The organism is Aquipseudomonas alcaligenes NBRC 14159, from assembly GCF_000467105.1.
Lineage (GTDB): Bacteria > Pseudomonadota > Gammaproteobacteria > Pseudomonadales > Pseudomonadaceae > Aquipseudomonas > Aquipseudomonas alcaligenes.
Genome location: NZ_BATI01000033.1, coordinates 57,182 through 79,275 on the forward strand (window position 1 = coordinate 57,182; position 22,094 = coordinate 79,275).

21 protein-coding genes, 3 tRNA genes and 1 pseudogene are annotated in these 22,094 nt (G+C 63.2%); 13 read left to right on the forward strand and 12 right to left on the reverse strand.

The features are described from left to right. Window positions 1-75 precede the first annotated feature (75 nt). A complete protein-coding gene (locus PA6_RS17105) occupies window positions 76-963 on the forward strand; it encodes an ROK family protein (RefSeq protein ID WP_043216870.1) in 888 nt (295 codons plus the stop codon). On the opposite strand, the gene ampE is transcribed toward PA6_RS17105, so the two are convergent. The 3 genes from ampE to PA6_RS17120 form a co-directional block, all read right to left on the reverse strand. Next, complete coding sequence (gene ampE / locus PA6_RS17110; RefSeq protein WP_021702213.1) at window positions 964-1,785, reverse strand: regulatory signaling modulator protein AmpE; 822 nt, start codon at window positions 1,783-1,785, stop codon at window positions 964-966. Next, window positions 1,782-2,345 (reverse strand): 1,6-anhydro-N-acetylmuramyl-L-alanine amidase AmpD, encoded by a 564-nt coding sequence (ampD, locus tag PA6_RS17115; protein WP_021702214.1) that lies wholly within the window; start codon window positions 2,343-2,345, stop codon window positions 1,782-1,784. Before ampD ends, ampE begins: the two co-directional genes overlap by 4 nt. Window positions 2,346-2,436: 91 nt before the next feature. Beyond that, on the reverse strand, window positions 2,437-4,788 hold the full coding sequence (locus PA6_RS17120; protein WP_021702215.1) for a DUF1631 domain-containing protein: 2,352 nt from the start codon (window positions 4,786-4,788) through the stop codon (window positions 2,437-2,439). 305 nt (window positions 4,789-5,093) lie between these two features. Between PA6_RS17120 and nadC the strand changes: the two genes are divergently transcribed. Next, the gene (gene nadC / locus PA6_RS17125; RefSeq protein ID WP_021702216.1) at window positions 5,094-5,942 is read left to right on the forward strand and encodes a carboxylating nicotinate-nucleotide diphosphorylase; all 849 of its coding nucleotides are present in this window, start codon (window positions 5,094-5,096) and stop codon (window positions 5,940-5,942) included. A gap of 620 nt (window positions 5,943-6,562) precedes the next feature. Here the strand turns inward: nadC and PA6_RS24665 are convergent. Continuing rightward, window positions 6,563-6,668, reverse strand: a pseudogene (locus PA6_RS24665) (prepilin-type N-terminal cleavage/methylation domain-containing protein); the annotation flags it as partial. Between the two features lie 230 nt (window positions 6,669-6,898). Between PA6_RS24665 and pilB the strand changes: the two are divergent. Genes pilB through yacG form a run of 5 tightly spaced genes read left to right on the forward strand, consistent with a single transcriptional unit; the run spans window position 6,899 to window position 11,504 of the window. Continuing rightward, a complete protein-coding gene (gene pilB / locus PA6_RS17135; protein ID WP_021702218.1) occupies window positions 6,899-8,602 on the forward strand; it encodes a type IV-A pilus assembly ATPase PilB in 1,704 nt (567 codons plus the stop codon). Window positions 8,603-8,605: 3 nt separating this feature from the next. Next, window positions 8,606-9,832 (forward strand): type II secretion system F family protein, encoded by a 1,227-nt coding sequence (locus tag PA6_RS17140; RefSeq protein ID WP_021702219.1) that lies wholly within the window; start codon window positions 8,606-8,608, stop codon window positions 9,830-9,832. A 3-nt stretch (window positions 9,833-9,835) separates the two neighbouring features. Next, a complete protein-coding gene (locus PA6_RS17145; protein ID WP_021702220.1) occupies window positions 9,836-10,705 on the forward strand; it encodes a prepilin peptidase in 870 nt (289 codons plus the stop codon). Next, window positions 10,702-11,313, forward strand: coding sequence for a dephospho-CoA kinase (gene coaE, locus PA6_RS17150; protein WP_021702221.1), 612 nt, complete (start codon window positions 10,702-10,704; stop codon window positions 11,311-11,313). The genes PA6_RS17145 and coaE overlap by 4 nt, the downstream gene beginning before the upstream one ends. Beyond that, window positions 11,310-11,504: a DNA gyrase inhibitor YacG gene (gene yacG / locus PA6_RS17155; RefSeq protein WP_021702222.1), complete on the forward strand. Its 195-nt coding sequence runs from the start codon at window positions 11,310-11,312 to the stop codon at window positions 11,502-11,504. The genes coaE and yacG overlap by 4 nt, the downstream gene beginning before the upstream one ends. Before the next feature lie 3 nt (window positions 11,505-11,507). Here yacG and PA6_RS17160 read toward each other — a convergent pair whose 3' ends face one another. From PA6_RS17160 to PA6_RS17175, 4 genes are all read right to left on the reverse strand, one after another. Further along, window positions 11,508-11,723, reverse strand: coding sequence for a hypothetical protein (locus tag PA6_RS17160; protein WP_043216879.1), 216 nt, complete (start codon window positions 11,721-11,723; stop codon window positions 11,508-11,510). 90 nt (window positions 11,724-11,813) lie between these two features. Next, window positions 11,814-12,509: an energy-coupling factor ABC transporter permease gene (locus tag PA6_RS17165; RefSeq protein ID WP_021702224.1), complete on the reverse strand. Its 696-nt coding sequence runs from the start codon at window positions 12,507-12,509 to the stop codon at window positions 11,814-11,816. Further along, entirely contained in the window at window positions 12,506-12,982 is a 477-nt protein-coding gene (locus PA6_RS17170; protein ID WP_021702225.1) for a hypothetical protein, read from the reverse strand. Before PA6_RS17170 ends, PA6_RS17165 begins: the two co-directional genes overlap by 4 nt. Before the next feature lie 3 nt (window positions 12,983-12,985). Then, entirely contained in the window at window positions 12,986-13,402 is a 417-nt protein-coding gene (locus PA6_RS17175; RefSeq protein WP_021702226.1) for a GNAT family N-acetyltransferase, read from the reverse strand. A 71-nt stretch (window positions 13,403-13,473) separates the two neighbouring features. On the opposite strand from PA6_RS17175, the gene PA6_RS17180 reads away from it, so the two are divergent. Genes PA6_RS17180 through PA6_RS17195 form a run of 4 tightly spaced genes read left to right on the forward strand, consistent with a single transcriptional unit; the run spans window position 13,474 to window position 16,150 of the window. After that, window positions 13,474-14,100: a DUF1780 domain-containing protein gene (locus PA6_RS17180; protein ID WP_021702227.1), complete on the forward strand. Its 627-nt coding sequence runs from the start codon at window positions 13,474-13,476 to the stop codon at window positions 14,098-14,100. Continuing rightward, a complete protein-coding gene (locus PA6_RS17185; protein WP_021702228.1) occupies window positions 14,097-14,579 on the forward strand; it encodes an MOSC domain-containing protein in 483 nt (160 codons plus the stop codon). Before PA6_RS17180 ends, PA6_RS17185 begins: the two co-directional genes overlap by 4 nt. Before the next feature lie 41 nt (window positions 14,580-14,620). After that, window positions 14,621-14,794, forward strand: coding sequence for a DUF3094 domain-containing protein (locus tag PA6_RS17190; protein WP_021702229.1), 174 nt, complete (start codon window positions 14,621-14,623; stop codon window positions 14,792-14,794). A 60-nt stretch (window positions 14,795-14,854) separates the two neighbouring features. Continuing rightward, entirely contained in the window at window positions 14,855-16,150 is a 1,296-nt protein-coding gene (locus tag PA6_RS17195; protein ID WP_021702230.1) for an NAD(P)/FAD-dependent oxidoreductase, read from the forward strand. 99 nt (window positions 16,151-16,249) lie between these two features. Here PA6_RS17195 and PA6_RS17200 read toward each other — a convergent pair. The 3 genes from PA6_RS17200 to PA6_RS17210 all read right to left on the reverse strand — a co-directional run bounded on the left by PA6_RS17200 (window position 16,250) and on the right by PA6_RS17210 (window position 16,492). Beyond that, window positions 16,250-16,325 (reverse strand) — tRNA-Lys (locus PA6_RS17200). Between the two features lie 5 nt (window positions 16,326-16,330). Beyond that, window positions 16,331-16,407: transfer RNA gene (locus PA6_RS17205), tRNA-Pro, on the reverse strand. A 9-nt stretch (window positions 16,408-16,416) separates the two neighbouring features. Next, window positions 16,417-16,492 (reverse strand) — tRNA-Asn (locus tag PA6_RS17210). A gap of 203 nt (window positions 16,493-16,695) precedes the next feature. Here PA6_RS17210 and PA6_RS17215 point away from each other — a divergent pair. Together PA6_RS17215 and PA6_RS17220 are read left to right on the forward strand one after the other, a co-directional pair. Continuing rightward, window positions 16,696-19,065: a DUF1631 domain-containing protein gene (locus tag PA6_RS17215; RefSeq protein ID WP_021702231.1), complete on the forward strand. Its 2,370-nt coding sequence runs from the start codon at window positions 16,696-16,698 to the stop codon at window positions 19,063-19,065. Beyond that, window positions 19,066-19,404: a PilZ domain-containing protein gene (locus PA6_RS17220; RefSeq protein ID WP_021702232.1), complete on the forward strand. Its 339-nt coding sequence runs from the start codon at window positions 19,066-19,068 to the stop codon at window positions 19,402-19,404. A gap of 44 nt (window positions 19,405-19,448) precedes the next feature. Here PA6_RS17220 and clpB read toward each other — a convergent pair whose 3' ends face one another. Continuing rightward, window positions 19,449-22,013, reverse strand: coding sequence for an ATP-dependent chaperone ClpB (gene clpB, locus PA6_RS17225; protein WP_021702233.1), 2,565 nt, complete (start codon window positions 22,011-22,013; stop codon window positions 19,449-19,451). Between the last annotated feature and the right edge of the window lie 81 nt (window positions 22,014-22,094).

Genomic DNA, 22,094 nt, shown 5'->3' on the forward strand with positions numbered 1-22,094 from the left:
GCCAGGCGCAGCTCCCCCACCACTTGTATACCGGATATCGGCGCCGGTCTGTGTAACTTAAGGTTAAGAATGCGCATGTCTCTTCGCTTCGGCATTGATCTGGGTGGTACCAAGACGGAAATCATCGCCCTGCAGGGTTCCGACGAGCGGCTACGCCGTCGCCTCCCCACTCCGCAGGGCGACTACCCGGCCACCCTGCAGACCATCGTCAGTCTAGTGCGCGAAGCCGAAGCGCAACTGGGTAGCTGCGGCAGCGTCGGGGTCGGTATTCCCGGCACCCGCTCGCCGGACCACGGGCTAATCAAGAATGCCAACTCCACCTGCCTGATCGGCGAGGACCTGCAAGGCGACCTGGAGCGCCTGCTGGAGAGGCCGGTGCGCCTGGCCAACGACGCCGACTGTTTCACCCTGTCCGAGGCCAGTGATGGCGCTGGCGCCGGTGCCGACAACGTCTTCGGGGTGATTCTGGGTACTGGCGTCGGCGGCGGCATCGCCATCCACGGCCGACTGCTGAGCGGCCCCAACGCCATCGCCGGCGAGTGGGGGCACAATGCGCTGCCCTGGCGCAGTACCGCCGACGGCCCGACCAGGCGCTGCTACTGCGGCCTGGACGACTGCATCGAGACCTTTCTCAGCGGCCCCGGCTGGGCCGCCCGCAGCGACCTGGGGCTGAACGCCCGCGAGCTGGTGGCCGCCGCCGAGCGCGGCGAGCCCGCGGCCACTGAGGCGCTGGCGCGCTACTGCGAGCAGCTAGCGCGGGCGCTGGCCTCGGTGATCAACATCCTCGACCCGCAGGTGATAGTGCTGGGCGGCGGCCTGTCCAACATCCCGGCGCTGTACCACGAGGTACCGCCGCTGCTGGTGCGCCATGTGTTCTCGGATCAGGTCAACACCCGCCTGGTCCAGGCCCGCCACGGCGACTCCAGCGGCGTACGCGGCGCCGCCTGGCTATGGCCCGAGTAACTAGAGCAGCAGGATCCACACGGCGAAGGCGGCGTACCAGAGTACGGCGGCACGGATCAGCAGCTGCCACAGCTCGTCGAGGCTGGCGACACCGGGCTCGCCGGGCTGAGCCTCACTCAGCTCGGCAGCGGCGACACCGGCACGGGCCACCAGTTGCGCAGCAGGGATGTCCCAGGCCAGCAGGTCATGCAGCACGGCATGGCTGACGGCAGAGAAATTGCCGACCAGGGCAAAACTGGCCGCCAGCACCCGCACCGGCAGCCAGTCCATGGCATGTCGCAGCTGCGCCGCACGCTCGGCCACTGCCGTATCGGCCGCCCGCTCGGCGGTCAGCGCCAGCAGGCGATAGGCCAGTGCCGGCAGCGGCCCGAGCAGCGCGTACCAGAAGATCACCGCGAAAAAGCCCTGGTAGGCCTGCCACAACTCGTAGGCGCGCACGCGTTCGAGCAACTCGGCCTCGGCATCGGCCACCAGCCCCAGGTCACGCTCGGCCACATGCAGGGCGGCCTGATCATCACCCCGGCGCCAGGCGTCGCGGAACGGCCCCAGGTCCGCCAGCAGGTCACCGCGCCCCAGGCTGTAGACCAGCACCAGCAGATGCACCGGCAACAACAGCCAGCCATACGCCAGCGGCTCGAGCGCGAGCACCAGCAACCCGAGCAGGGCCACGGGCAGCAACACCGCCAGCGCCAGGGTGAACCAGGGCGAGCGCCCCGAACTGGCCGTCAGCCACTGCAGCCAGGGGCCGTCCTGCTGGATGCGCAGGCGCCCGGCGGAGAACTTCTCCACCCACAGCACCAGCAACAACACCAGAAAGTTCATCTTCCACTCTCCTCATGCTGCAGGGCATCGCGCAGGCGCGCCCAGTCGAAACAGGGGCCGGGATCGGTCTTGCGCCCCGGCGCAATATCGCTGTGACCACAGATGCGTTCGACACTAATCTCAGGATAGGCGCACAGCAACGCACGGGTCAGCTCGGTCAAGGCCCGGTATTGAGCATCCTCGAATGGCAGCTCGTCGGTGCCTTCCAGTTCGATACCGATGGAGAAATCATTGCAGTTCTCCCGCTCGCCGAAGCGCGATACCCCGGCGTGCCAGGCTCGCTGGTTGCACGACACGAACTGGATCACGCCGCCATCGCGCTCGATAAGGAAATGCGCGGACACGGTCAGCTGGGCGATACCGGCGAAGTAGGGATGCTCGTCCACCGGCAACTGGTTCTGGAAGAACTGCTGCACCTTGCCGGTCCCGAACTGCCCCGGCGGCAGACTGATGTTGTGCAGCACCAGCAGGGACACCTCCCCCTGCGGGCGCTCGTTGAAATTCGGCGAGGGGCAGTGACGAACGCCGTCACACCAGCCGCTGGCAGGGTCCAGCCGCATAAGGGCTCCTTAATGACTGGCCGCCACTCTAGCAGAAGTGCGCTAACGAAAACGCCCGGCACAGGGCCGGGCGTTTGCAGCCAACAGCGCCTCAGGCGCCCTTGAGCTTGCGCAGGTTGCCGATCACCGACTCCAGAGCACGATCGAACAGCAGGGCATCATCGAGCAGGCGAATGGCACCACGGCGGAACTCCACGGCCAGGCCCATGCGGGTCTTCTCCATCACCTTCATGCCGGTGCGGTTGACGAAGATGTACTTGCCGGTCGGCTTGATAATGGCCGCCAGCTTGCCGCGCAGCTTGTGCTCCTCGTCTTCCTGGATTTCCACCCAGCTGCCGACACGCAGCTCGTCCACTTTCTGCAGCGCCTCATCATCGTCTGGCAGGCTGGCTTCCGGCTCCTGCTGGCGATTCTCGCCGGGCGCCAACAAGACGATCTCCTCGACCACCTCGACCATGGCAGGTGCTTCGACAATCTCTTCCAGCTCCTGCGGCGGCAGCTCCAGCAAGGGCCCCGCGCCCAACTCGACGACGCTGTCGGACTGCACCTCGGCGGCGCCGCTGTCGACCTCGCTCGGCGGCACGGGCTGAGGCTCGGCGACCTCGCGCTTGAAGCGCTGGAAGGCCTGCACATGCACGCTCTCCAGCTTGCTGAAGAACTCGCTGGTGACGAAGGGGTCGATGGCCGCACTCGCGAGGCCGTCGCGCAACGACTTGAGCAGGCTCGGCACCAGCTCCAGCAGGCGCAGGCGGTCTTCCGGCGACTCGTGGGGCTCGACGCTCCAGATCAGGTCGTCCATCACCGCCAGGGCGGATACCCACTCGGCAGATTCGGCACCATGCTTCAGGCAGGTCAGCTGCAGCACCTTGCTCCAGCCTTCCTGCAGCAGGCGCACCACCACCTCGGGCAGGACCTTGCCGAGCAGACGCGAGTTCAGCGCCTGTTCGACCTGCTGGCGCGCCAGCTCGGCCTTAGCGCGGCCCTCCTCGGCGTCACGGGTGCGCTGCTCAAGCAGCTCGCTGCGGCGCTTCTCGTCGCCGGTGAAGGCAATGAACTCGGCGAGCACGTCGGAGAAGATCGCGGGGTCGTCGGTGAAATCGTTGAGCAGACGCTGCACAACCTGCTCGATGCGCTGGTACAAGGCATCGCGCTGCTCGTCACCCTGGGCATTCCAACCCAGTGCGGCAGTCGCAATCTCGTTGAGCAGGCGGCGGGCCGGGTGACTGCCGCGGCTGAAGAAGGTCTTGTCCAGCACTGCGACCTTGAGCATCGGGATCTGCAGACGGCCAATCAGGGCCTTGAGCGAATCCGGCAGGGTACGATCGTCGAGGATGAACTCGAACAACATGGCCACCAGATTGATCACATCCTCATCGACTTCGCCCACCACCCGGGCCTTGCCGCTCTTGGCACTGACGCGAGTCAGCAGGCCTTCGAGCTGGTTGCGCAGGTCATAGTCGTCGCTGGCCTGCTGGCCGCCCACCGGGAAATGCTGCTGCAGGTGCGACAGCAGGCGCATAAGGTCGTTACTGGAAATCGGCACGGCATCGGCAGGAATCTCGCGCCGCGGCAACACGGCACTGCCACGCACCTGCGACAGCAGTTCCTGCAGGGCACCAAAGACTTCCTGAACGCCCTCGTCGGCGTAACCAGCTGAGGCGGCGCCCCTCGACTCGGCGCCTTCCTCACGTGCAGTACGCGCAGCGCCAGCCGGCGACCGGCCCGGCTGGCGACGGACCGGCGGTGCGGACTTCAGCTCCGGCAGCACGCCGGCCTCGACCAACTGTTGGTTGGCATCGGCATAAAGCTGATCGAGATCGCCCAGCACGTGTTTTTCGAAAAGCTTGAGGATGATCAGTTTGACGCGGATCTCCACCCCGAGCCCCTCGCAGGCGGCGAGGAACTGCTCGCAGAGCAGCCGTGGCCCCAGCGGGTTGGTTTTATCGTCGAGCTTCTTGCTGATCACCGCATTGAGGCGGGTCGTGAGGTGGCCGAGGGCAGTGCCATCACGACTTAGTACGCGGGAAACCATGGCATCGAGAGCCACCGATTCTTCCAGTACATCATCCTGAACCAAGGAAAGGTTCTCGAAGGACACATTTCCGAGCTGCGGTGCCGGAACACCTATTTCGTACTGATTCAGCGTGGCAAAGCTCTCGAAGACTCGCTGCAGGAAGCCTCGCTCGATGGTTTTGCGCTTCAGGCGCAGATCACGCATCGCCTCGAAAAAGGCATTCTGCTCGGCATTGCTGGCAGCACGATCAGCCATTTCGAAGAGTGTGTCGTCGGCGTTATCAAACAGCCCCTGAAGACTCAGCTTCAGCTGCTGCGCAGCCTTGTCACGTACCTGAATGAGGGCCACGGGAAGCCTTCCTGCTGGTGAAGTAGGCGATTGCTCGGGCGCCACCTTGCTCAGGTGCACCACTTTCGCGTCGGTCTTCATTGCGAGTCTCCCGCAGGCTGCCAGATCAGAACAGGCCTGCTAAACGATCAGCTGGGCATCACCCAAAAACGTCAAATAGATGGCGCCAAAAATCGCAGCCACCCTCAGTATAGGGGGATGCGAAGCATGACCAAATACCCCCTATCGCAGACATGACTCAGATCACAGAGCGGGGAGATCAAGGTTACGAACGGTCACTCGCAGCGGCCGAGCTGCTCATTCTAGGGTCTAGTCGATTCGCCCGACGACGCTGCACCAGCCGTCGGCTATCCCTATAATCGCGCCACTAGCATGCGGAGGCCACGATGCCCAACCTGACCCTCGCCGAACTCGGCGCCGAAATCGAAGCCAACGCACGTCGCGCCCTGAGCGAAGACATTGGCAGCGGCGATATCACCGCCCAACTGATACCTGAAGAACGCCTGGCCCAGGCCCGCGTGATCACCCGTGACGCCGCCGTTATCTGTGGCAGCGCCTGGGTCGATGCGGTATTCCGCCAGCTCGATCCGCGCGTGGCCGTGCATTGGCAGGTCGCCGATGGCGAAAGGGTCGCCCCCAACCAGACCCTCTTCAACCTCGAAGGCCCGGCTCGCGCCCTGCTCAGCGGCGAACGCAGCGCCCTGAACTTCCTGCAGACCCTTTCGGCCGTCGCCACCCGCTGCCGCCATTTTGCCGACCTGGTCGAAGGCACCGGGGTGAAGCTGCTCGATACCCGCAAGACCCTGCCCGGCCTGCGACTGGCGCAGAAATATGCCGTCACCCAAGGCGGCTGCCACAACCATCGCATAGGCCTGTATGACGCATTCCTGATCAAGGAAAACCATATCGCCGCCTGCGGCGGTATCGCCCAGGCCATCAGCGTCGCCCACGGCATCGCCCCCGGCAAGCCGGTGGAGGTTGAAGTGGAAAGTCTGGATGAACTGCAGCAGGCGCTGGAAGCCGGGGCCGATATCGTCATGCTCGACGAACTCAGCCTGGAAGACATGCGCACCGCGGTAAGACTCACCGCCGGCCGCGCCAAGCTAGAAGCATCAGGCGGCATCAACGAAACGACCCTGCGCACGATTGCGGAGACCGGCGTTGACTACATCTCCATCGGCAGCCTGACCAAGGACATCAAGGCAGTCGACTTATCAATGAGACTGCGCTTGTAAACACACAAAAAACACAAAGCCTCGCGCATCGCGGGACAATTTTTTGAAATGATGCAAAAAAAGATCGACCCAGGCCTTCAAATTAAAAAAGCACTGGGCTATCTATGAATACCCCATCAAAAATGTGGAAGGGGAGAAGGGAAGGAAAAGCAGCCACCACCCAAAAATCATGACCAATAGCAAACTAAATACAGGCAATCTTCAGGGGCATCCTTAACAGAAACCACCATTACTCCCAACCAAACTCGAATCCTATAGATCCAAGTTAGAATCTAAAATCCGAACGAAGTAAAGAATAAGCCCCAGCAAAACACAAACCCCAAGAAACCAAACAAACAAGACCCCGAACAAGCCGGGGTCTTGGCCAAAATGTTAGCGACTGCAGGTAGTGGTAGTCCAATCGCAAGTAATAGTAGTTGGGGCGGCATCACGAGCAGTGAAGGTCGCATTACCAGTCAGAGCGGCAATAGTAGTAGGGTTCTGGTTGGTTGCAGCGGAGCAGGCAGTGTTCGCGCTCGCGGTGTAGTCGGAGAGAGTTGTACCACCAATAACTGCGGCAGCGCGAGCCTTAGTGTGAGCAGAAGCCTCACCCAAGCACGCATTAGTACGACCGCGGTTGACGTAATCCTGATAAGCAGGCAGGGCGATGGCGGCCAGGATGCCAATGATAGCAACAACAATCATCAGCTCGATCAGGGTGAAGCCTTTTTGCATTTGAGATTTCATAATAGTCTCCCTTGGGATGTGATTAGGCAAATGCCTATTGCTGATCATGCATTCAACATGCCAACCCTAAAAACCCGCGCAGGTTACGTGCACGCAAAGCCCGCGCCGCACCAAACAACGCAAACAGACACCTTGCGACACTTTTTGTCACCCCGACAAGCTGAGTTTGGCAGCCCAGAGCAACTAGGCTATAAGGCACGAATATCTGCCCCCTGGCATGGATTCTACAGATGAACGATGCGGTTTCCCTTTCTGGCCTGGCCCGCCAGGTGGCCCAAGCAGGCCTTCTCGATGAAAAAGGCGCGCAGCTGGCGCAAGTGCAAGCGACACGCAACAAACTGCCGCTCATCACCTACTTGGTACAGAACAAGCTGGTCAAAGCTCGCGAACTCGCTGAGCTCGCTGCCGAACAGTTCGGCGTAGCTTTCTTCGACCTTGGAGCGCTGGATAAGGAGGGGCAGCCTCGCGATCTGGTTACCGAGAAACTGATTCGCCAGCACCGAGCACTACCCCTCTGGCGACGAGGCAACAAACTCTACGTTGGCGTCTCCGACCCCAGCAATCATCAAGCGATCACCGACATCCAGTTCAGTACAGGTCTCAATACCGAAGGCGTTCTGGTTGACGATGACAAGCTAGGCGAGGCCATCGAAAAGTTCTTCGACAATGCCGGCAGCGGCATAGATGACCTCGGCGACATGGACCTCGACGGCCTGGACGTAGAAGCGGTCGATGACGACAAACAGGACGCCGGGCAGGGCAATGAGGCCGATGACGCCCCCGTTGTGCGCTTCGTCAACAAGATGCTACTGGACGCCATCAAGGGCGGCTCCTCCGACCTGCACTTCGAACCCTATGAGAAGGCCTATCGCGTGCGTTTTCGTACCGATGGCATCCTGCATGAAGTAGCCCGCCCTCCGATCCAGCTCTCCCCGCGCATTTCCGCACGCCTGAAAGTCATGGCCAGCCTGGATATCTCCGAGCGGCGTAAGCCGCAGGATGGTCGAATCAAGATGAAGATTTCCAAGACCAAGGCCATCGATTTTCGCGTCAACACCCTACCCACCCTGTGGGGCGAGAAGATCGTGATGCGGATTCTGGACCCCTCCAGCGCACAGATGGGCATTGACGCGCTCGGCTATGAGGAATTCCAAAAGGAACTCTACCTGACAGCCCTCAAGCAGCCGCAGGGCATGATTCTGGTCACCGGCCCCACCGGTTCGGGCAAGACGGTATCCCTCTATACCGGCCTGAACATTCTCAACACCGTGGACGTGAATATCTCCACGGCAGAGGATCCGGTGGAGATCAACCTGGAGGGCATCAACCAAGTCAACGTCAACCCCAAACAGGGCATGGACTTTTCTCAAGCGCTGCGCGCCTTCCTGCGTCAGGACCCCGACGTGATCATGGTCGGTGAGATTCGCGACCTGGAAACCGCCGAAATCGCCATCAAGGCTGCGCAAACCGGCCACATGGTAATGTCCACCCTGCACACCAACAGCGCCGCCGAAACCCTGACACGTCTGCGCAATATGGGCGTGCCCAGCTTCAATATCGCCACTTCGGTCAATCTGATTATCGCCCAGCGCCTGGCGCGCAAGCTCTGTTCCAGCTGCAAGAAGGAGGTCAACCTGCCTAAAGAAGCCCTTCTGGAGGAAGGCTTCACTGAGCAGGAGATCGGTACCTTCAAGGTCTACGGCCCGGTCGGCTGCGAAAACTGCAAGGGCGGTTACAAAGGCCGTGTAGGTATTTATGAAGTGGTTAAAAACACTCCATCGCTCCAGCGGATTATCATGGAAGACGGAAACTCCATCGATATCGCCGCACAGATGCGCAAGGACGGCTTCAACGACCTGCGCCGCTCCGGCCTGATCAAGGTAATCCAGGGCGTGACCAGCCTGGAAGAAGTCAACCGCGTGACCAAGGACTAAACCATGGCGGAAAAAGCAATAAAAACCAGCACCTTCGCCTGGGAAGGCACCGACCGGCGCGGATCCAAGATCAAGGGAGAGATGAACGGGCAAAATCCCGCCCTGGTGAAAGCACAACTACGCAAACAGGGTATCAACCCGCTAAAGGTGCGCAAGAAAGCTCAGCCGCTTTTCGGCGGCAGCGGCGGCAAGATCAAGCCCATGGATATCGCCATCTTCACTCGCCAGATGGCCACCATGATGAAGGCGGGCGTACCGCTCCTGCAGTCGTTTGACATCATCGGAGAAGGCTTGGAAAAACCGAGCATGCGCAAGCTGGTAGATGAGATCAAACAAGATGTTGCCGCCGGCAATAGCCTGGCAGCCTCACTGCGCAAGCGACCACTCTATTTCGATGACCTATATTGCAACCTAGTCGAATCCGGTGAGCAATCTGGCGCCCTCGAAACGTTGCTCGACAGGGTTGCGACCTATAAGGAAAAAACCGAAGCCTTAAAATCCAAAATCAAGAAGGCGATGAACTATCCAATCGCAGTTATTGTCGTGGCGCTAATTGTATCGGCCATTCTACTTATAAAAGTTGTACCGCAATTCCAGTCGGTTTTTGCCGGCTTCGGCGCAGAGCTTCCGGCATTCACCCTCATGGTAGTAGGCCTTTCCGAACTGCTTCAGGAGTGGTGGCTCGCTGTACTCTTGGTAATCGCCGCCACAATGTATAGCCTTTCGGCCGTCTATAAACGCTCGGAAAAATTTCGCGACGGAGTAGACCGCGCAGTGTTAAAGGCTCCCATTATGGGAAAGATTGTCTATATGTCTTCGGTAGCTCGCTACGCCCGCACACTGGCAACCACTTTCGCAGCCGGTGTTCCACTGGTCGACGCGCTTGACTCAGTGGCCGGTGCAACTGGCAATGTGGTCTTTCGTACTGCGGTAAACAAAATCAAACAGGATGTTTCAACCGGTATGCAGCTCAACTTCTCGATGCGCAGCACCAACGTGTTTCCTGCTATGGCCTTGCAAATGACCGCAATCGGAGAGGAGTCTGGCGCACTGGACGAGATGCTGGATAAGGTAGCAACCTACTATGAGACCGAAGTGGACAATATGGTCGACGGCCTAACAGCACTGATGGAACCGATGATCATGGCCGTACTGGGCGTATTGGTTGGCGGCTTAGTGATTGCCATGTACCTGCCAATCTTCCAGATGGGCCAGGTCGTAGGCGGCTAATCAATGCAAATCGACCTCTTGGCCGGCAATTTGCCGGCCTTTGTTTTACTGGCCACGCTGCTCGGCCTCTTGGTCGGCAGCTTCCTCAACGTCGTCATCTACCGCCTGCCGGTGATGATGCAGCGCGACTGGCGCAAGCAGGCGCGGGAGATTCTCGAGCTGTCGGAAGAACCCGAGCAGGGCACTTTCAATCTGGTGCTGCCAAACTCCTGCTGCCCCAACTGCGGCCACCAGATTCGCCCCTGGGAGAATATCCCGGTGCTCAGCTACCTGTTCCTGCGCGGCAAGTGCGCCGGCTGCAAGGCACCAATCAGCAAGCGCTACCCGCTGGTCGAGCTGGCCTGCGGCCTGCTGTCCGGTTATGTCGCCTTCCATTTCGGTTTTGGCTGGCAGGCGGCCGGCATGTTGCTGCTGACCTGGGGGCTGCTGGCGATGAGCATGATCGACTGCGATCACCAGCTGCTACCCGACGCCCTGGTGCTGCCACTGCTGTGGCTGGGCCTGATCGGCAACCAGTTCGGCCTGTTCACCAGCCTCGAGGATGCGCTGTGGGGGGCCATCGCCGGCTACCTCAGCCTGTGGTCGGTGTACTGGCTGTTCAAGCTGCTGACCGGCAAGGAAGGCATGGGCTACGGCGACTTCAAGCTGCTGGCCATGCTCGGCGCCTGGGGTGGCTGGCAGGTGTTGCCGCTAACCATCCTGCTGTCGTCGCTGGTCGGTGCAGTACTCGGTGTGATCATGCTGCGCCTGCGCAACCAGGAAACCAGCACGCCCATCCCCTTCGGCCCCTATCTGGCCATTGCCGGCTGGATCGCACTGCTCTGGGGTGATCAAATAACCGCGACCTATCTGCAGTTCGCCGGTTTTAGATGAGCAAACCCTGGATTCTCGGCCTCACCGGAGGCATTGGCAGCGGCAAGAGCGCCGTGGCACAGCACTTTATCGACCTCGGCATTCACCTGGTGGATGCCGATCATGCCGCTCGCTGGGTGGTGGAGCCGGGGCGCCCGGCCCTGGCGAAGATTGCCGAACGCTTCGGCCCGCAGGTATTGCAGGCCGACGGCAGCCTGGATCGTACCGCCTTGCGCCAACTGGTTTTCCAGGATGAAGCGCAGCGCCGCTGGCTGGAAGGCCTGCTGCACCCGCTGATCTTCCAGGAAATCGCCCAGTACCTGGCTCGCGCCGAATCGCCCTATTCCATTCTGGTATCGCCGCTGCTGGTGGAGTCCGGCCAGCACCGCATCACCCAGCGAGTACTGGTAGTCGATGCCCCGGAGCATCTACAGCTGCAACGCAGCATGGCCCGCGACAACAGCTCCGAGGAGCAGATCCGCGCCATCCTCAAGGCACAGACCAGCCGCGAAGAGCGCCTGCGCCATGCCCACGACGTACTGACCAACGACAAGGACCTGACCTGGCTGAAAGGCGAGGTCGAGCGCCTGCACCAGTTCTACCTGACCCTGCGCGGAGGCCAAGCATGAGCGCCACTGTTGAATGCCCGACCTGCGGCGCGCCGGTCGAGTGGGGACCGCAAAGCCCCAACCGCCCCTTCTGCAGCGAGCGCTGCAAGCTGATCGACCTGGGTGCCTGGGCCTCCGAGGCACATGCGATTCCCGGCGACACGCTGGAGGACTCGCCCTTCTCCGGGGATCTGCCGCCGCGCGAGCACTAGGGCTCAGGGCCGCATAAAGGCGTAGTCGCGCTGTGGGTCGAGATTGTCGGCGAGAAACTGCAGCTCCTGCGCCAGGTCGGCCAATTCCCGCTCCAGGCGATTCAGCTCCACCGCCTCGCTGAGTAGTGCACGCAACGTCATCAAAGGGTCGAACCCCTGCGTTCGCGCCCGCTCAAGACTGCTTTCCAGTTCCTGCCGCGCCCATTGATGCACACCCATGGCCTCACCCTCTGCAATTTTTTCCAGCATGAGGGCGTGGCGCTGGCGAATCTTGATCCAGATCAGGCCTGGCGCCGGGATAAATCCCGCTTATGGCGGACCATCCGGACCGCCGTCCTTCCAGGGTGCAGACAGGTAGCGCGTACGATTGAAGGTTTCCAGCCAGTCCGGATAGAACACCACCAGGCCGGTGACCAACATGCCGTTGATGAACGCCTCGGGAAACATCACCAGCCACAGGTAGCCGACGAAGTCGTCCAGCCACGGAGGCATGGCATACAGACCATCGTGCCAGAGCACTGCCAGACCGCCGAGCAGGCAGGCCAATGCCGCCAGCGCGGCCGGGAAGAAGCCGCAACAGAAGATATAGACGAACAGGTTGCGCGGTTGCCGCCGCTCCACCTGCAGTGCGCAGAACTCGGTGATGACAACCGGCACGACCACCAGCAGCATGCCGTTGACCCCCAGCGCGAACAGATCCAGGCGCCCCAGGGCGAGCAGGCCGAGCTGAGCGGCAAAGCCGCCAAGCACTGCCAGGGGCCAGTCGAGCAGCAGGGTAACGGCCGTCATGCCGATGAAGTGGAACGACAACCCCGAGGCGAAGTCGCGCCGCACCAGCCAGAGCAGAAACAGCGCCAGCACGGTACCGAACAGCAGATGCTGGCGGCGCTGATCGCTGAACAGCTCAAGCCAGGGCGAACGCCACAGCGCCCAGCCCAGGACAGCTGCATACAGCAGCCAGCCCAGCCACTGGCTGGTCGGCAGCAGCAGCTCGCTGGCGATCACTGCCCCAGCGCCTGCAAGGCCTGGCGCAATGCGCCGGCATCGGTGAACTGGCGCTGACCACGCAGCTCGCCGTTATCCAGGTCCAGCCAGAGCAGTTCGGCCTTCTTGCCCGGATAGCGACTGGCCACCCGCCCACTGCGGTCGAGCATGACGCGATAGCCATAATCACGCATGGCCGGCACGGCGAACAGGCTCGCGATGGGTGCCGGCATGCCGCTGATGTCGGCGAGGAACACCACCGAGTGGCGCTCGAGGTAATCGCCACCGAGCTCGGCCAGCGCCTCGTCCAGCAGCCCGGAGGCGTCCATGCCGCGCGCGACCAGCAGCACGCGCAGGTCCGGCTCCAGGGTGTAGGGGCGGTCGAACTGATCGAGCAGCGTCCAGGGCGCCAGGCGAGTCGCCTCGCCCTGCGCCAGGGCAACGCCCATCCAGGTGATCAGCAGCGGCAAACAATACCAGCGCAGCAACCTCATCGCTCAACTCCTCGTGGAAAAGACTTCGATATCATCACGCGCCAGCCACTCGCCGCGCGCGCGCCAGAATGCCAGGGCCTCGGGCGCCGCCCCCAGCACGAACACATGGGACTTGCGCACCCCTTGCTCCGCCAGGCGCGCAAGCACCTCGGCCAGTAGCGCACTGGCCAGCCCGCGCCCGCGCCAGGCCGGCGCCACGACCAGATGGTGCAGATAGCCGCGTCGCCCATCGTGCCCCGTCAACAGGGAGGCAATCGGCCCGCCCTCGGCCTCCACCAGCAGGCTCAATCCGGGATTGCGCTCGAGATAGCGGCAGAAGGGCTCGTACTCATCCTCGGCGCGCAGCTGAATCCCCGGCACACTGCGCCAGAGGGTGAACAGAGCGGCGTGATCGGCAGGTGTAGCGGCGCGCATGAGCATGCAAAACCTCGCAATGGCCGGCTCATCTTACACCGCAGCCGGCTCACCCGGCTTTACGCTATGCTGCCGCCATGGACGACTCCGACTACCTGCGCCTGCTCACACGCCAGGCCGAAGAAGCCAACGCATTCCTCTCCAACGCCCGCAGATGGGAGCGTGAGCGCTGGGTCTGCCAGCGCCTGCTGACGGCCCTCAACGTGCGCCATCGACAGGACGAATTCAGCACCGGACAGGAGCCCCCGGACGTATTGTTCCGCGACGCCAACTTCGAAGTCTTCTTCGTGCTCGACAAGGGCCGCCGCCTCAACGATGAATGGAAGGAAGAACTCGAACGCCGGCGCAGCGCGCTGTCACTGAGCCAGTTGCTGCGCCGTGAAACGCGCCCCCGGCGTATTCCGGCCGTCGAACTGCAGGCGCGCCTGAGCCCTACCCTACGCAAAAAGGCGCACAACTATCGCGAACGCGGCCTCGACCTGGGCGACCTGGATCTGCTCGCCTATGTCAGCCTCAAGCGCGACGTGCTCGACCTCAACAGCCATTTCCCACCGCCCGGCGAATACCTGCGCCAGGGCTGGCGCTCGCTGTCGCTGGTCGGCCCCAACTACGCCCGGGTACTCTTCGCCCACCGCGATGCCCCGGACTTCCTGCGCCACAGCCTCGGGCGCACCGTGCTGTTCGACGTCGGTATCGCCTTGTGAACACGCTGCCGGAACTGCTCGCCGAGGTGCCACAACGCGGCCGCGTGCGCTGGCTCGGCGTGCGCCCGCAATCGCGCGAGGCCATGCTCGAACCCGAGGCCGTGGAGGCGCGCCGCGAAGCCGGACTGACCGGCGACCATGCCCGCCCCGGCCCGCGCAACGCGCGCCAGGTGACCCTGATCCAGTGGGAGCACCTGGCCGTGGTCAGCGCCCTGCTGGGCCGCGAGATCACCCCGGCAGACCTGCGCCGCAACATTGCGGTCAGCGGCATCAACCTGTTCAGCCTCAAGGGCCGGCGCTTCCGCATCGGCCGCGCGCTGCTGGAAACCACCGGCTGGTGCCAACCCTGCGCGCGCCTTGAACAGCGCCTCGGCCCCGGCACCTTCCAGGCCATGCGCGGGCATGGCGGCATCACTGCTAGGGTGATCGAGGGCGGCATCATTCGCCTGGACGATGAAGTGCGCGTTGAGCCGGCGTGACCGGCGCGTCTAGAATGAGGGCATTCTTCGAGAGGATCGCCATGTCCAGTCGCCTCAGCCCGGAAGACCAGCAGCGCGTCGAGCAGTACCTCAGCGCTCCGCAGCACCAGGTGCAACGCAAGCCGTTCCGCCCCTGGCTTCTCCTGCTGCTGGTGATCGCCGTGACGATCGGCCTCGGCCTGCTTTCCCGCCTGCTTGCCGGACTGGTGCTATGAGCTGCCTCGCGCTCGCCCATCCGGGCCTACCGCTTTCCTTAAGCCTTATGAGAAATCCCCATGACCCATCGCATCGTGATCGTCGGCGGCGGCGCCGGCGGCCTGGAGCTTGCTACCCGCCTGGGTAGAACCCTGGGCAAGCGCAAACGGGCCAGCATCGTGCTGGTCGATGCCACCCTCACCCATATCTGGAAGCCGCTGCTGCATGAAGTGGCCGCGGGCTCGCTGAACTCCTCCGAAGATGAGCTGAACTACGTAGCCCAGGGTAAGTGGAACCACTTCGAGTTCCAGCTCGGGCGCATGAGCGGCCTCGACCGCGCGCGCCAGGTCATCAAGCTGGCCGCCACCCTGGACGAAGACGGCGGCATCCTGCTGCCCGAACGCGAACTGGCCTATGACAGCCTGGTGATCGCCGTCGGCAGCACCACCAACGACTTTGGCACGGCCGGCGCGGCCGAGCACTGCATCTTCCTCGACACCCGCGAGCAGGCCGAACGCTTCCATCGCCAACTGCTCAGCCACTACCTGCGCGCCCATGCCGGCAAGCGCGACGATGGCCGCATCAGCGTGGCAATCGTCGGCGCCGGCGCCACCGGGGTGGAGCTGGCGGCGGAACTGCACCACGCGGCGCATGAACTGGCCTCTTATGGCCTGGATCGCATTCAGCCGCAGAACATGCGCATCACCCTGATCGAGGCCGGTCCGCGCGTACTGCCGGCGCTGCCCCAGCGCATCAGCGGCCCGGTACACAAAACCCTGGAGAAGCTCGGCGTTACTGTCCTGACCGGCACTGCCGTCAGCCAGGTGACCGCGGATGCGCTGCTCACCGCCCAGGGCATGGAAGTGCCGGCCAGCCTCAAGGTCTGGGCCGCCGGCATCCGCGCACCGGCCTTCCTGGGACAACTGGACGGCCTGGAAAGCAACCGGATAAACCAGTTGCTGGTCCGCCCGACCCTGCAGACCACGCAGGATGACAACATCTTTGCCTTTGGCGACTGCGCGGCCTGCCCACTGGGTGACGGCGAGCGCACCGTCCCACCACGCGCCCAGGCGGCGCACCAGCAGGCCTCACTGCTGGCCAAGGCACTCAAACTGCGGCTGGACGGCCAGGCACTGCCGGAATTCCGCTACCGCGACTATGGCTCGCTGATCTCGCTGTCGCGCTTCTCGGCCGTGGGCAACCTGATGGGTAACCTGATGGGTAGCGTGAAGCTGGAAGGCTGGCTGGCGCGGATGTTCTACATCTCGCTGTACCGCATGCACCAGATGGCACTGTATGGCCTGCCCCGCACCGCCCTGCTGATGCTCGCCGATCGCCTGGGCCGCAGCACCGAGCCACGCCTGAAGCTGCACTGAAGAGGACCGGGGCGGTTCGCCGCCCCGTGCCCGGAGGCTTGCCGTCATGAACGGCAGACAACAAAAAGCCCGCACTAGGCGGGCTTTTTGTTTCAATGATGGTGGGTCGTGTAGGATTCGAACCTACGACCAATTGGTTAAAAGCCAACTGCTCTACCGACTGAGCTAACGACCCAAATATGGTCGGGGTAGGGGGATTCGAACTCCCGACATCTTGCTCCCAAAGCAAGCGCGCTACCGGACTGCGCTATACCCCGATTGGAATTTGGCTCCGCGACCTGGACTCGAACCAGGGACCCAATGATTAACAGTCATTTGCTCTACCGACTGAGCTATCGCGGAACAACTCTATTCCAACCTCTTCAACGGCCGGCTTGCGCCGTTTCCCGTATCAGAGGCGCGCCATTTTACGTAGCGGGAAAACTATGTCAAGCCTGACAACGACTTATTTGATTCGCACCTTAGTGCCAGATAAACGGCTAGGATATTGCCTATCAGTCTGACTCGTCTCACATGGCGGCCAACCGCCGCCCCCAGGACTTTGCATGAGCTCACAGGACGCTCCACCACCCCACAGCCCCGGCATTGCCAGCCGCGCCATCCAGCCACGCTTCGGCGAACTGGTGCAGGACTGCCGCAAGCTGGTGATGAACAATCTCGCCGAGCACCTCTCGGGGCTGTTCACCCAGGTTGATGACACGCTGTTCGACTGCGCGGAAAAAGCCGAGAACAACAAGGTGCAGAGCCTGTTCTTCGACGCCATGCGCGACGTGCGCAAACTGCGCCCGCAGATCGAGCGCAGCTACCACCAGCGCGTCGCACAGAATTTCGCCGATTTCCTCGACGGCAAGCTCAAGCCCAAGACCACCCAGGACGCCCTGGACACCGACAGCCTGACCCTGGTGCAGAACGAGGAGTACGAAGAAAGCCTGCAGGTGACCAACATGGTCAGCAAGGTCAAGGCGCGCAGCGCTCGTACCCTGTTCGCCCTGGAGCAACGTCTGGCGCTGCTCAACAACGGCCAGAAGCTTGGCGAAGACAGCAATCCCTTCGGCCCGCAGGCCCTGGCTGAGGCTTTCCATGACGCACTGACGCCGCACCCGCTGCCACTGCGCATCAAGGTGATTCTTTACACGCTGTTCGATCGCCACATCATGCAGGGGCTGGACACCCTGTACGAGATGCTCAATCAGCGCCTGATCAATGCCGGCATCCTGCCCAACCTCAAGTTCACCGCCCAGCGTACACCCTCGTCCGCCGCACCGCCGGCCAAGGCCGCGGCGCCTGCAAGCGAAACAGGAACCTTGGCCGCACCTGCCACCTCGCCGGCGGCCGGCTCGGGCGGTGCAAGCGTGCAAGACAGCGCGCGCGCGGCAGAAAGACCCATCCACCCGCCAACAGACCTCAGCGCACCACCACCGCAGGATCCCAGCGAGCTGCTCGGCGGCCTGGCCGCGCTGCTCGGCGAGCGCCGCCAGCAGGACCTCGACGCGCCGCTGCCCGGCGGCACACGCAGTATCGCCAGCTTCGCCCCGCGCACGGCCACCAGCACCTACAGTGCCGGCGAACTGCTACAGGCACTGACCCGCCTGCAGCAGCAGTCCGCCAGCACCCTGGCCCAGCGCCTACAGGGGCCGCAGCCGGTCGAGGAACTCAAGGTCAGCCTGCAGCAACAGCTGGAATCGCTCAGCAGCCTGCCAGGCCAGCAGAAGCTGGCAGATCAGGAAACCGACGTCATCGACCTGGTAGGCATGCTGTTCGACTTCATCCTCGACGACGATAACCTGCCGCACGCCTGCAAGACCGCCCTGTCGCACCTGCACACGCCCTATCTGAAGGTGGCGGTACAGGACAAGGCCCTGTTCACCCAGCACCACCACCCTGCCCGCCGCCTGCTCAACGCCATGGCCCAGGCCGGCGTGCTGTACGGCGGCGAAGGCGACGAACGCGGCCTGCTGGCGAAGATCCACTGGGCGGTGGAGCGCGTGATCCACGACTTCAACGGCGACCTGCAGCTGTTCGACAGCCTGCTGGAAGAATTCAACGAGTTCGTCGCCACCCTGCGGCACAAGGTCGAACTGCGCGAGCGCCGTGCCGTGGAGGCCGCCAAGGGCCGCGACCGTCTGCTCGGCGCCCGCCAGCAGGCCGTCGCGGTGATCCAGAAGGTGCTCAGCGAGCGGCAGCTGCCGGGAGTGATCCACAACTTTCTGGAACTGACCTGGGCCGACGTGCTGGTATTCATCCTGCTGCGCCATGGCGAACGCAGTGCCGAGTGGCACCGCGCCGGCGAAGTCGCCGAGCAGCTGGCCTGGAGCGGTGCGCCGCTGGATGCCGAGGGCCGCACCCGCCTGCAGGGCCTGCGCGTCGCCCTGCTCGACGAGCTGCGCAAAGGCCTGGAGTTGCTCGGCGGCTACCACGAAGACGGCATCCGTCGTCTGCTGCAGGACATCGTTGCCTGCCAGCACGCAGTCCAGGCTCAGCAGCCGCAGCTGGCCGCGCAGATCAAGACACAGCTACCGGAAAGCCCGCTGGGCGCCATGCTCGGCGAGGACGCCGCGCTGGCCGAGCCGATCAAGCGCGACACGCCGCTCTCGGCGCGCACCCAGGCGCTGATCAAGGAGCTGCAGCAGCTGGAGTTCGGCACCTGGTTCGAATTCGTGCAGAACAAGGAAACCGTCACGCTCAAGCTGTCCTGGTTCAGCCCGACCACGCACAACTACATGTTCGTCGACCACAGCGGCCAGCGGGTCGCGGTCAAGCCGATCCGCCAGCTGGCCGGCGAAATGGAAAAAGGCCTGGCGCGCATCGTCGCGCCCGAACGTAGCGCCCCGTTGGTGGATCGCGCCCTCAGCGCCATCTACCGGGTTCTGCAGCGTTTCACCGGACGCGCCCAAGAAGTCGGACAAGGAGCCTGAATGGACGACCGCCGCCAGCACAGCCGCCACACCGCGCAACTGAATATCGAGGCACTCGACCTGCACAGCGGGCGCAGGCTCGGCAGGGTGGTCGACCTATCCGAGGATGGCTTCATGCTGATCAGCGAGACACCGCCGGAGGCCGACTCGGTCTGGGAATGTCGCCTGGTGCTGGATCAGCCCCTGGACGGCATTCACGAAATCCGCGTCGGCGCCGATTGCCTGTGGAGCCGCGCCGGCGAGCCCGGCCACAGCGGCTGGTGCGGCTTCCACATCATCGATCTCGCCGACGACCAGATCAGCGCCCTGGCCCTGCTGCTGCGCCACTTGCAGGCCTGAATGAAAAAGCCCCGGTTTCCCGGGGCTTTGGCTGAGCAGCGCGATCAGGCGAAGACTATCTCCTCGCCCTCCACTCGCGCCCGGATCAGCGCACCGGGCATAAACTTGCCGGCCAGGATCTGCTGCGCCAGCGGGTTCTCGATCCAGCGCTGGATCGCCCGCTTGAGCGGCCGCGCACCGTAGACCGGGTCGAAACCGACCGCCACCAGCTTGTCCAGCGCCTCGTCGGTCAGCTCCAGGTTCAGCTCACGCTCGGCCAGGCGCTGACGCAGACGCGCCAACTGGATATTGGCGATGCCGGCGATCTGCTCGCGGCCCAGCGGCTCGAACACCACCACTTCATCGATGCGGTTGACGAACTCCGGACGGAAATGGCTGCTCACCGCATCCATCACCGCCGCGCGCTGCGCCTCGCGATCACCAACCAGCTCCTGAATCTGCGCCGAACCGAGGTTGGAGGTCATCACCACCACGGCGTTCTTGAAGTCCACGGTGCGGCCCTGGCTGTCGGTTAGGCGGCCGTCCTCCAGCACCTGCAGCAGCACGTTGAACACGTCCGGGTGAGCCTTCTCCACCTCGTCCATGAGGATCACCGAGTAGGGCTTGCGGCGCACCGCCTCGGTCAGGTAACCACCCTCCTCGTAACCCACGTAGCCGGGCGGCGCACCGATCAGGCGGGCCACCGAGTGCTTCTCCATGAATTCGGACATGTCGATGCGCACCATGGCCTCTTCGGTGTCGAAGAGGAACTCGGCCAGCGCCTTGCACAGCTCGGTCTTGCCCACACCGGTAGGGCCGAGGAACAGGAAGGAGCCGCTCGGCCGGTTGGGGTCGGCCAGGCCGGCGCGCGAGCGACGCACCGCGTTGGCCACCGCCACCACGGCCTCGTGCTGGCCGATGACGCGCTTGTGCAGTTCGTCCTCCATGCGCAGCAACTTGTCGCGCTCGCCCTCGAGCATCTTGCTCACCGGGATGCCGGTCCACTTGGAGACCACCTCGGCGATCTCCTCGTCGGTGACCTTGTTGCGCAGCAGCTGGTTTTCCGCCTTGCCGTGCTGGTCGACCATCTGCAGGCTGCGCTCCAGGTCCGGAATGGTCTGGTACTGGATACGCGCCATGGTTTCCAGGTCGCCCTTGCGCCGTGCGGTTTCCATCTCCTGGCGCGCCTGCTCGATCTTCTGCTGGATCTGCGCCGAGCCTTGCACCTCGGCCTTCTCCGACTTCCAGATTTCCTCCAGGTCGGCGTATTCCTTCTCCAGCTTGGCGATGTCGTCCTGCAGCTTCTCCAGGCGCTTCAGCGCGGCTTCGTCGTCTTCCTTCTTCAGCGCCTCGCGCTCGATCTTCAGCTGGATCAGGCGACGATCCAGACGATCCAGCGCCTCCGGCTTGGAGTCGATCTCCATGCGGATGCGGCTGGCGGCCTCGTCGATCAGGTCGATGGCCTTGTCCGGCAGCTGGCGGTCGGTGATGTAACGATGCGACAGCTTGGCCGCGGCGATGATGGCGCCATCGTTGATGGTCACACCGTGGTGCACCTCGTAGCGCTCCTTGAGGCCACGCAGGATGGCGATGGTGTCCTCCTCGGAAGGCTCGTCCACCAGCACCTTCTGGAAGCGGCGCTCCAGCGCGGCGTCCTTCTCGATGTACTGGCGATACTCGTCCAGGGTGGTGGCGCCAACGCAATGCAGCTCGCCACGGGCCAGGGCCGGCTTGAGCATGTTACCGGCGTCCATCGCGCCCTCGGCCTTGCCGGCGCCGACCATGGTGTGCAGCTCGTCGATAAACAGGATGATGCGTCCTTCCTGCTTGCCCAGTTCATTGAGCACGGCTTTCAGACGCTCCTCGAACTCGCCGCGGAACTTGGCGCCGGCAATCAGCGAGCCCATGTCCAGGGCCAGCAGGCGCTTGTCCTTGAGGCCATCGGGCACCTCGCCGTTGACGATGCGCTGGGCCAGGCCCTCGGCGATGGCGGTCTTGCCGACGCCGGGTTCGCCGATCAGTACCGGGTTGTTCTTGGTACGGCGCTGCAGGACCTGAATGGTGCGGCGGATCTCGTCGTCACGGCCGATCACCGGATCGAGCTTGCCGTCCTCGGCGCGCTTGGTCAGGTCGACGCAATACTTGTCCAGGGCCTGGCGCGACTCCTCGACATTGGGGTCGTTGACCGCCTGGCCGCCACGCAGGTTGGCGATGGCATTCTCCAGCGCCTTCTTGGAAACACCCTGGCCGAGCAGCAGCTTGCCCAGCTTGGTGTTCTCATCCATCGCGGCGAGCAGCACCAGTTCGCTGGAGATGAACTGGTCGCCCTTCTGCTGCGACAGGCGATCGGCCTGGTTGAGCAGGCGCGCCAGGTCCTGCGACAGGTTCACGTCACCGGTGGGGCTCTGCAGCTTGGGCAGCTGGTCGAGTTCCTTGGTCAGCGCCTTGCGCAGGGCTGCCACATCGAAGCCGACCTGCATCAGCAGGGGCTTGATCGAACCACCCTGCTGCTCCAGCAGAGCCTGCATCAGGTGCAGCGGTTCGATGGCGGAATGGTCGAGGCCCACGGCAACGGATTGGGCGTCGGAAAGCGCAAGCTGCAGCTTGCTGGTCAAACGGTCGATTCGCATGAAATGTGTCCTTCCTCTGTGAGCGGGCCGGAGCGCTGAACTGCTCCCAATAGTGAAGCCCGAAGTTGCTCTCTAGATGAG

Bases quoted from the DNA above. Each gene is read 5' to 3' on its own strand.
- ampE (WP_021702213.1), bottom strand. From the start codon at position 1,785: ATGAACTTTCTGGTGTTGTTGCTGGTGCTGTGGGTGGAGAAGTTCTCC.
- PA6_RS17195 (WP_021702230.1), top strand. From the start codon at position 14,855: ATGACCCATCGCATCGTGATCGTCGGCGGCGGCGCCGGCGGCCTGGAG.
- PA6_RS17180 (WP_021702227.1), top strand. From the start codon at position 13,474: ATGGACGACTCCGACTACCTGCGCCTGCTCACACGCCAGGCCGAAGAA.
- coaE (WP_021702221.1), top strand. From the start codon at position 10,702: ATGAGCAAACCCTGGATTCTCGGCCTCACCGGAGGCATTGGCAGCGGC.
- PA6_RS17120 (WP_021702215.1), bottom strand. From the start codon at position 4,788: ATGAAGACCGACGCGAAAGTGGTGCACCTGAGCAAGGTGGCGCCCGAG.
- pilB (WP_021702218.1), top strand. From the start codon at position 6,899: ATGAACGATGCGGTTTCCCTTTCTGGCCTGGCCCGCCAGGTGGCCCAA.
- PA6_RS17105 (WP_043216870.1), top strand. From the start codon at position 76: ATGTCTCTTCGCTTCGGCATTGATCTGGGTGGTACCAAGACGGAAATC.
- PA6_RS17190 (WP_021702229.1), top strand. From the start codon at position 14,621: ATGTCCAGTCGCCTCAGCCCGGAAGACCAGCAGCGCGTCGAGCAGTAC.
- nadC (WP_021702216.1), top strand. From the start codon at position 5,094: ATGCCCAACCTGACCCTCGCCGAACTCGGCGCCGAAATCGAAGCCAAC.
- PA6_RS17220 (WP_021702232.1), top strand. From the start codon at position 19,066: ATGGACGACCGCCGCCAGCACAGCCGCCACACCGCGCAACTGAATATC.
- PA6_RS17215 (WP_021702231.1), top strand. From the start codon at position 16,696: ATGAGCTCACAGGACGCTCCACCACCCCACAGCCCCGGCATTGCCAGC.
- ampD (WP_021702214.1), bottom strand. From the start codon at position 2,345: ATGCGGCTGGACCCTGCCAGCGGCTGGTGTGACGGCGTTCGTCACTGC.
- clpB (WP_021702233.1), bottom strand. From the start codon at position 22,013: ATGCGAATCGACCGTTTGACCAGCAAGCTGCAGCTTGCGCTTTCCGAC.
- PA6_RS17145 (WP_021702220.1), top strand. From the start codon at position 9,836: ATGCAAATCGACCTCTTGGCCGGCAATTTGCCGGCCTTTGTTTTACTG.
- PA6_RS17170 (WP_021702225.1), bottom strand. From the start codon at position 12,982: ATGAGGTTGCTGCGCTGGTATTGTTTGCCGCTGCTGATCACCTGGATG.
- PA6_RS17160 (WP_043216879.1), bottom strand. From the start codon at position 11,723: ATGGGTGTGCATCAATGGGCGCGGCAGGAACTGGAAAGCAGTCTTGAG.
- yacG (WP_021702222.1), top strand. From the start codon at position 11,310: ATGAGCGCCACTGTTGAATGCCCGACCTGCGGCGCGCCGGTCGAGTGG.
- PA6_RS17175 (WP_021702226.1), bottom strand. From the start codon at position 13,402: ATGCTCATGCGCGCCGCTACACCTGCCGATCACGCCGCTCTGTTCACC.
- PA6_RS17140 (WP_021702219.1), top strand. From the start codon at position 8,606: ATGGCGGAAAAAGCAATAAAAACCAGCACCTTCGCCTGGGAAGGCACC.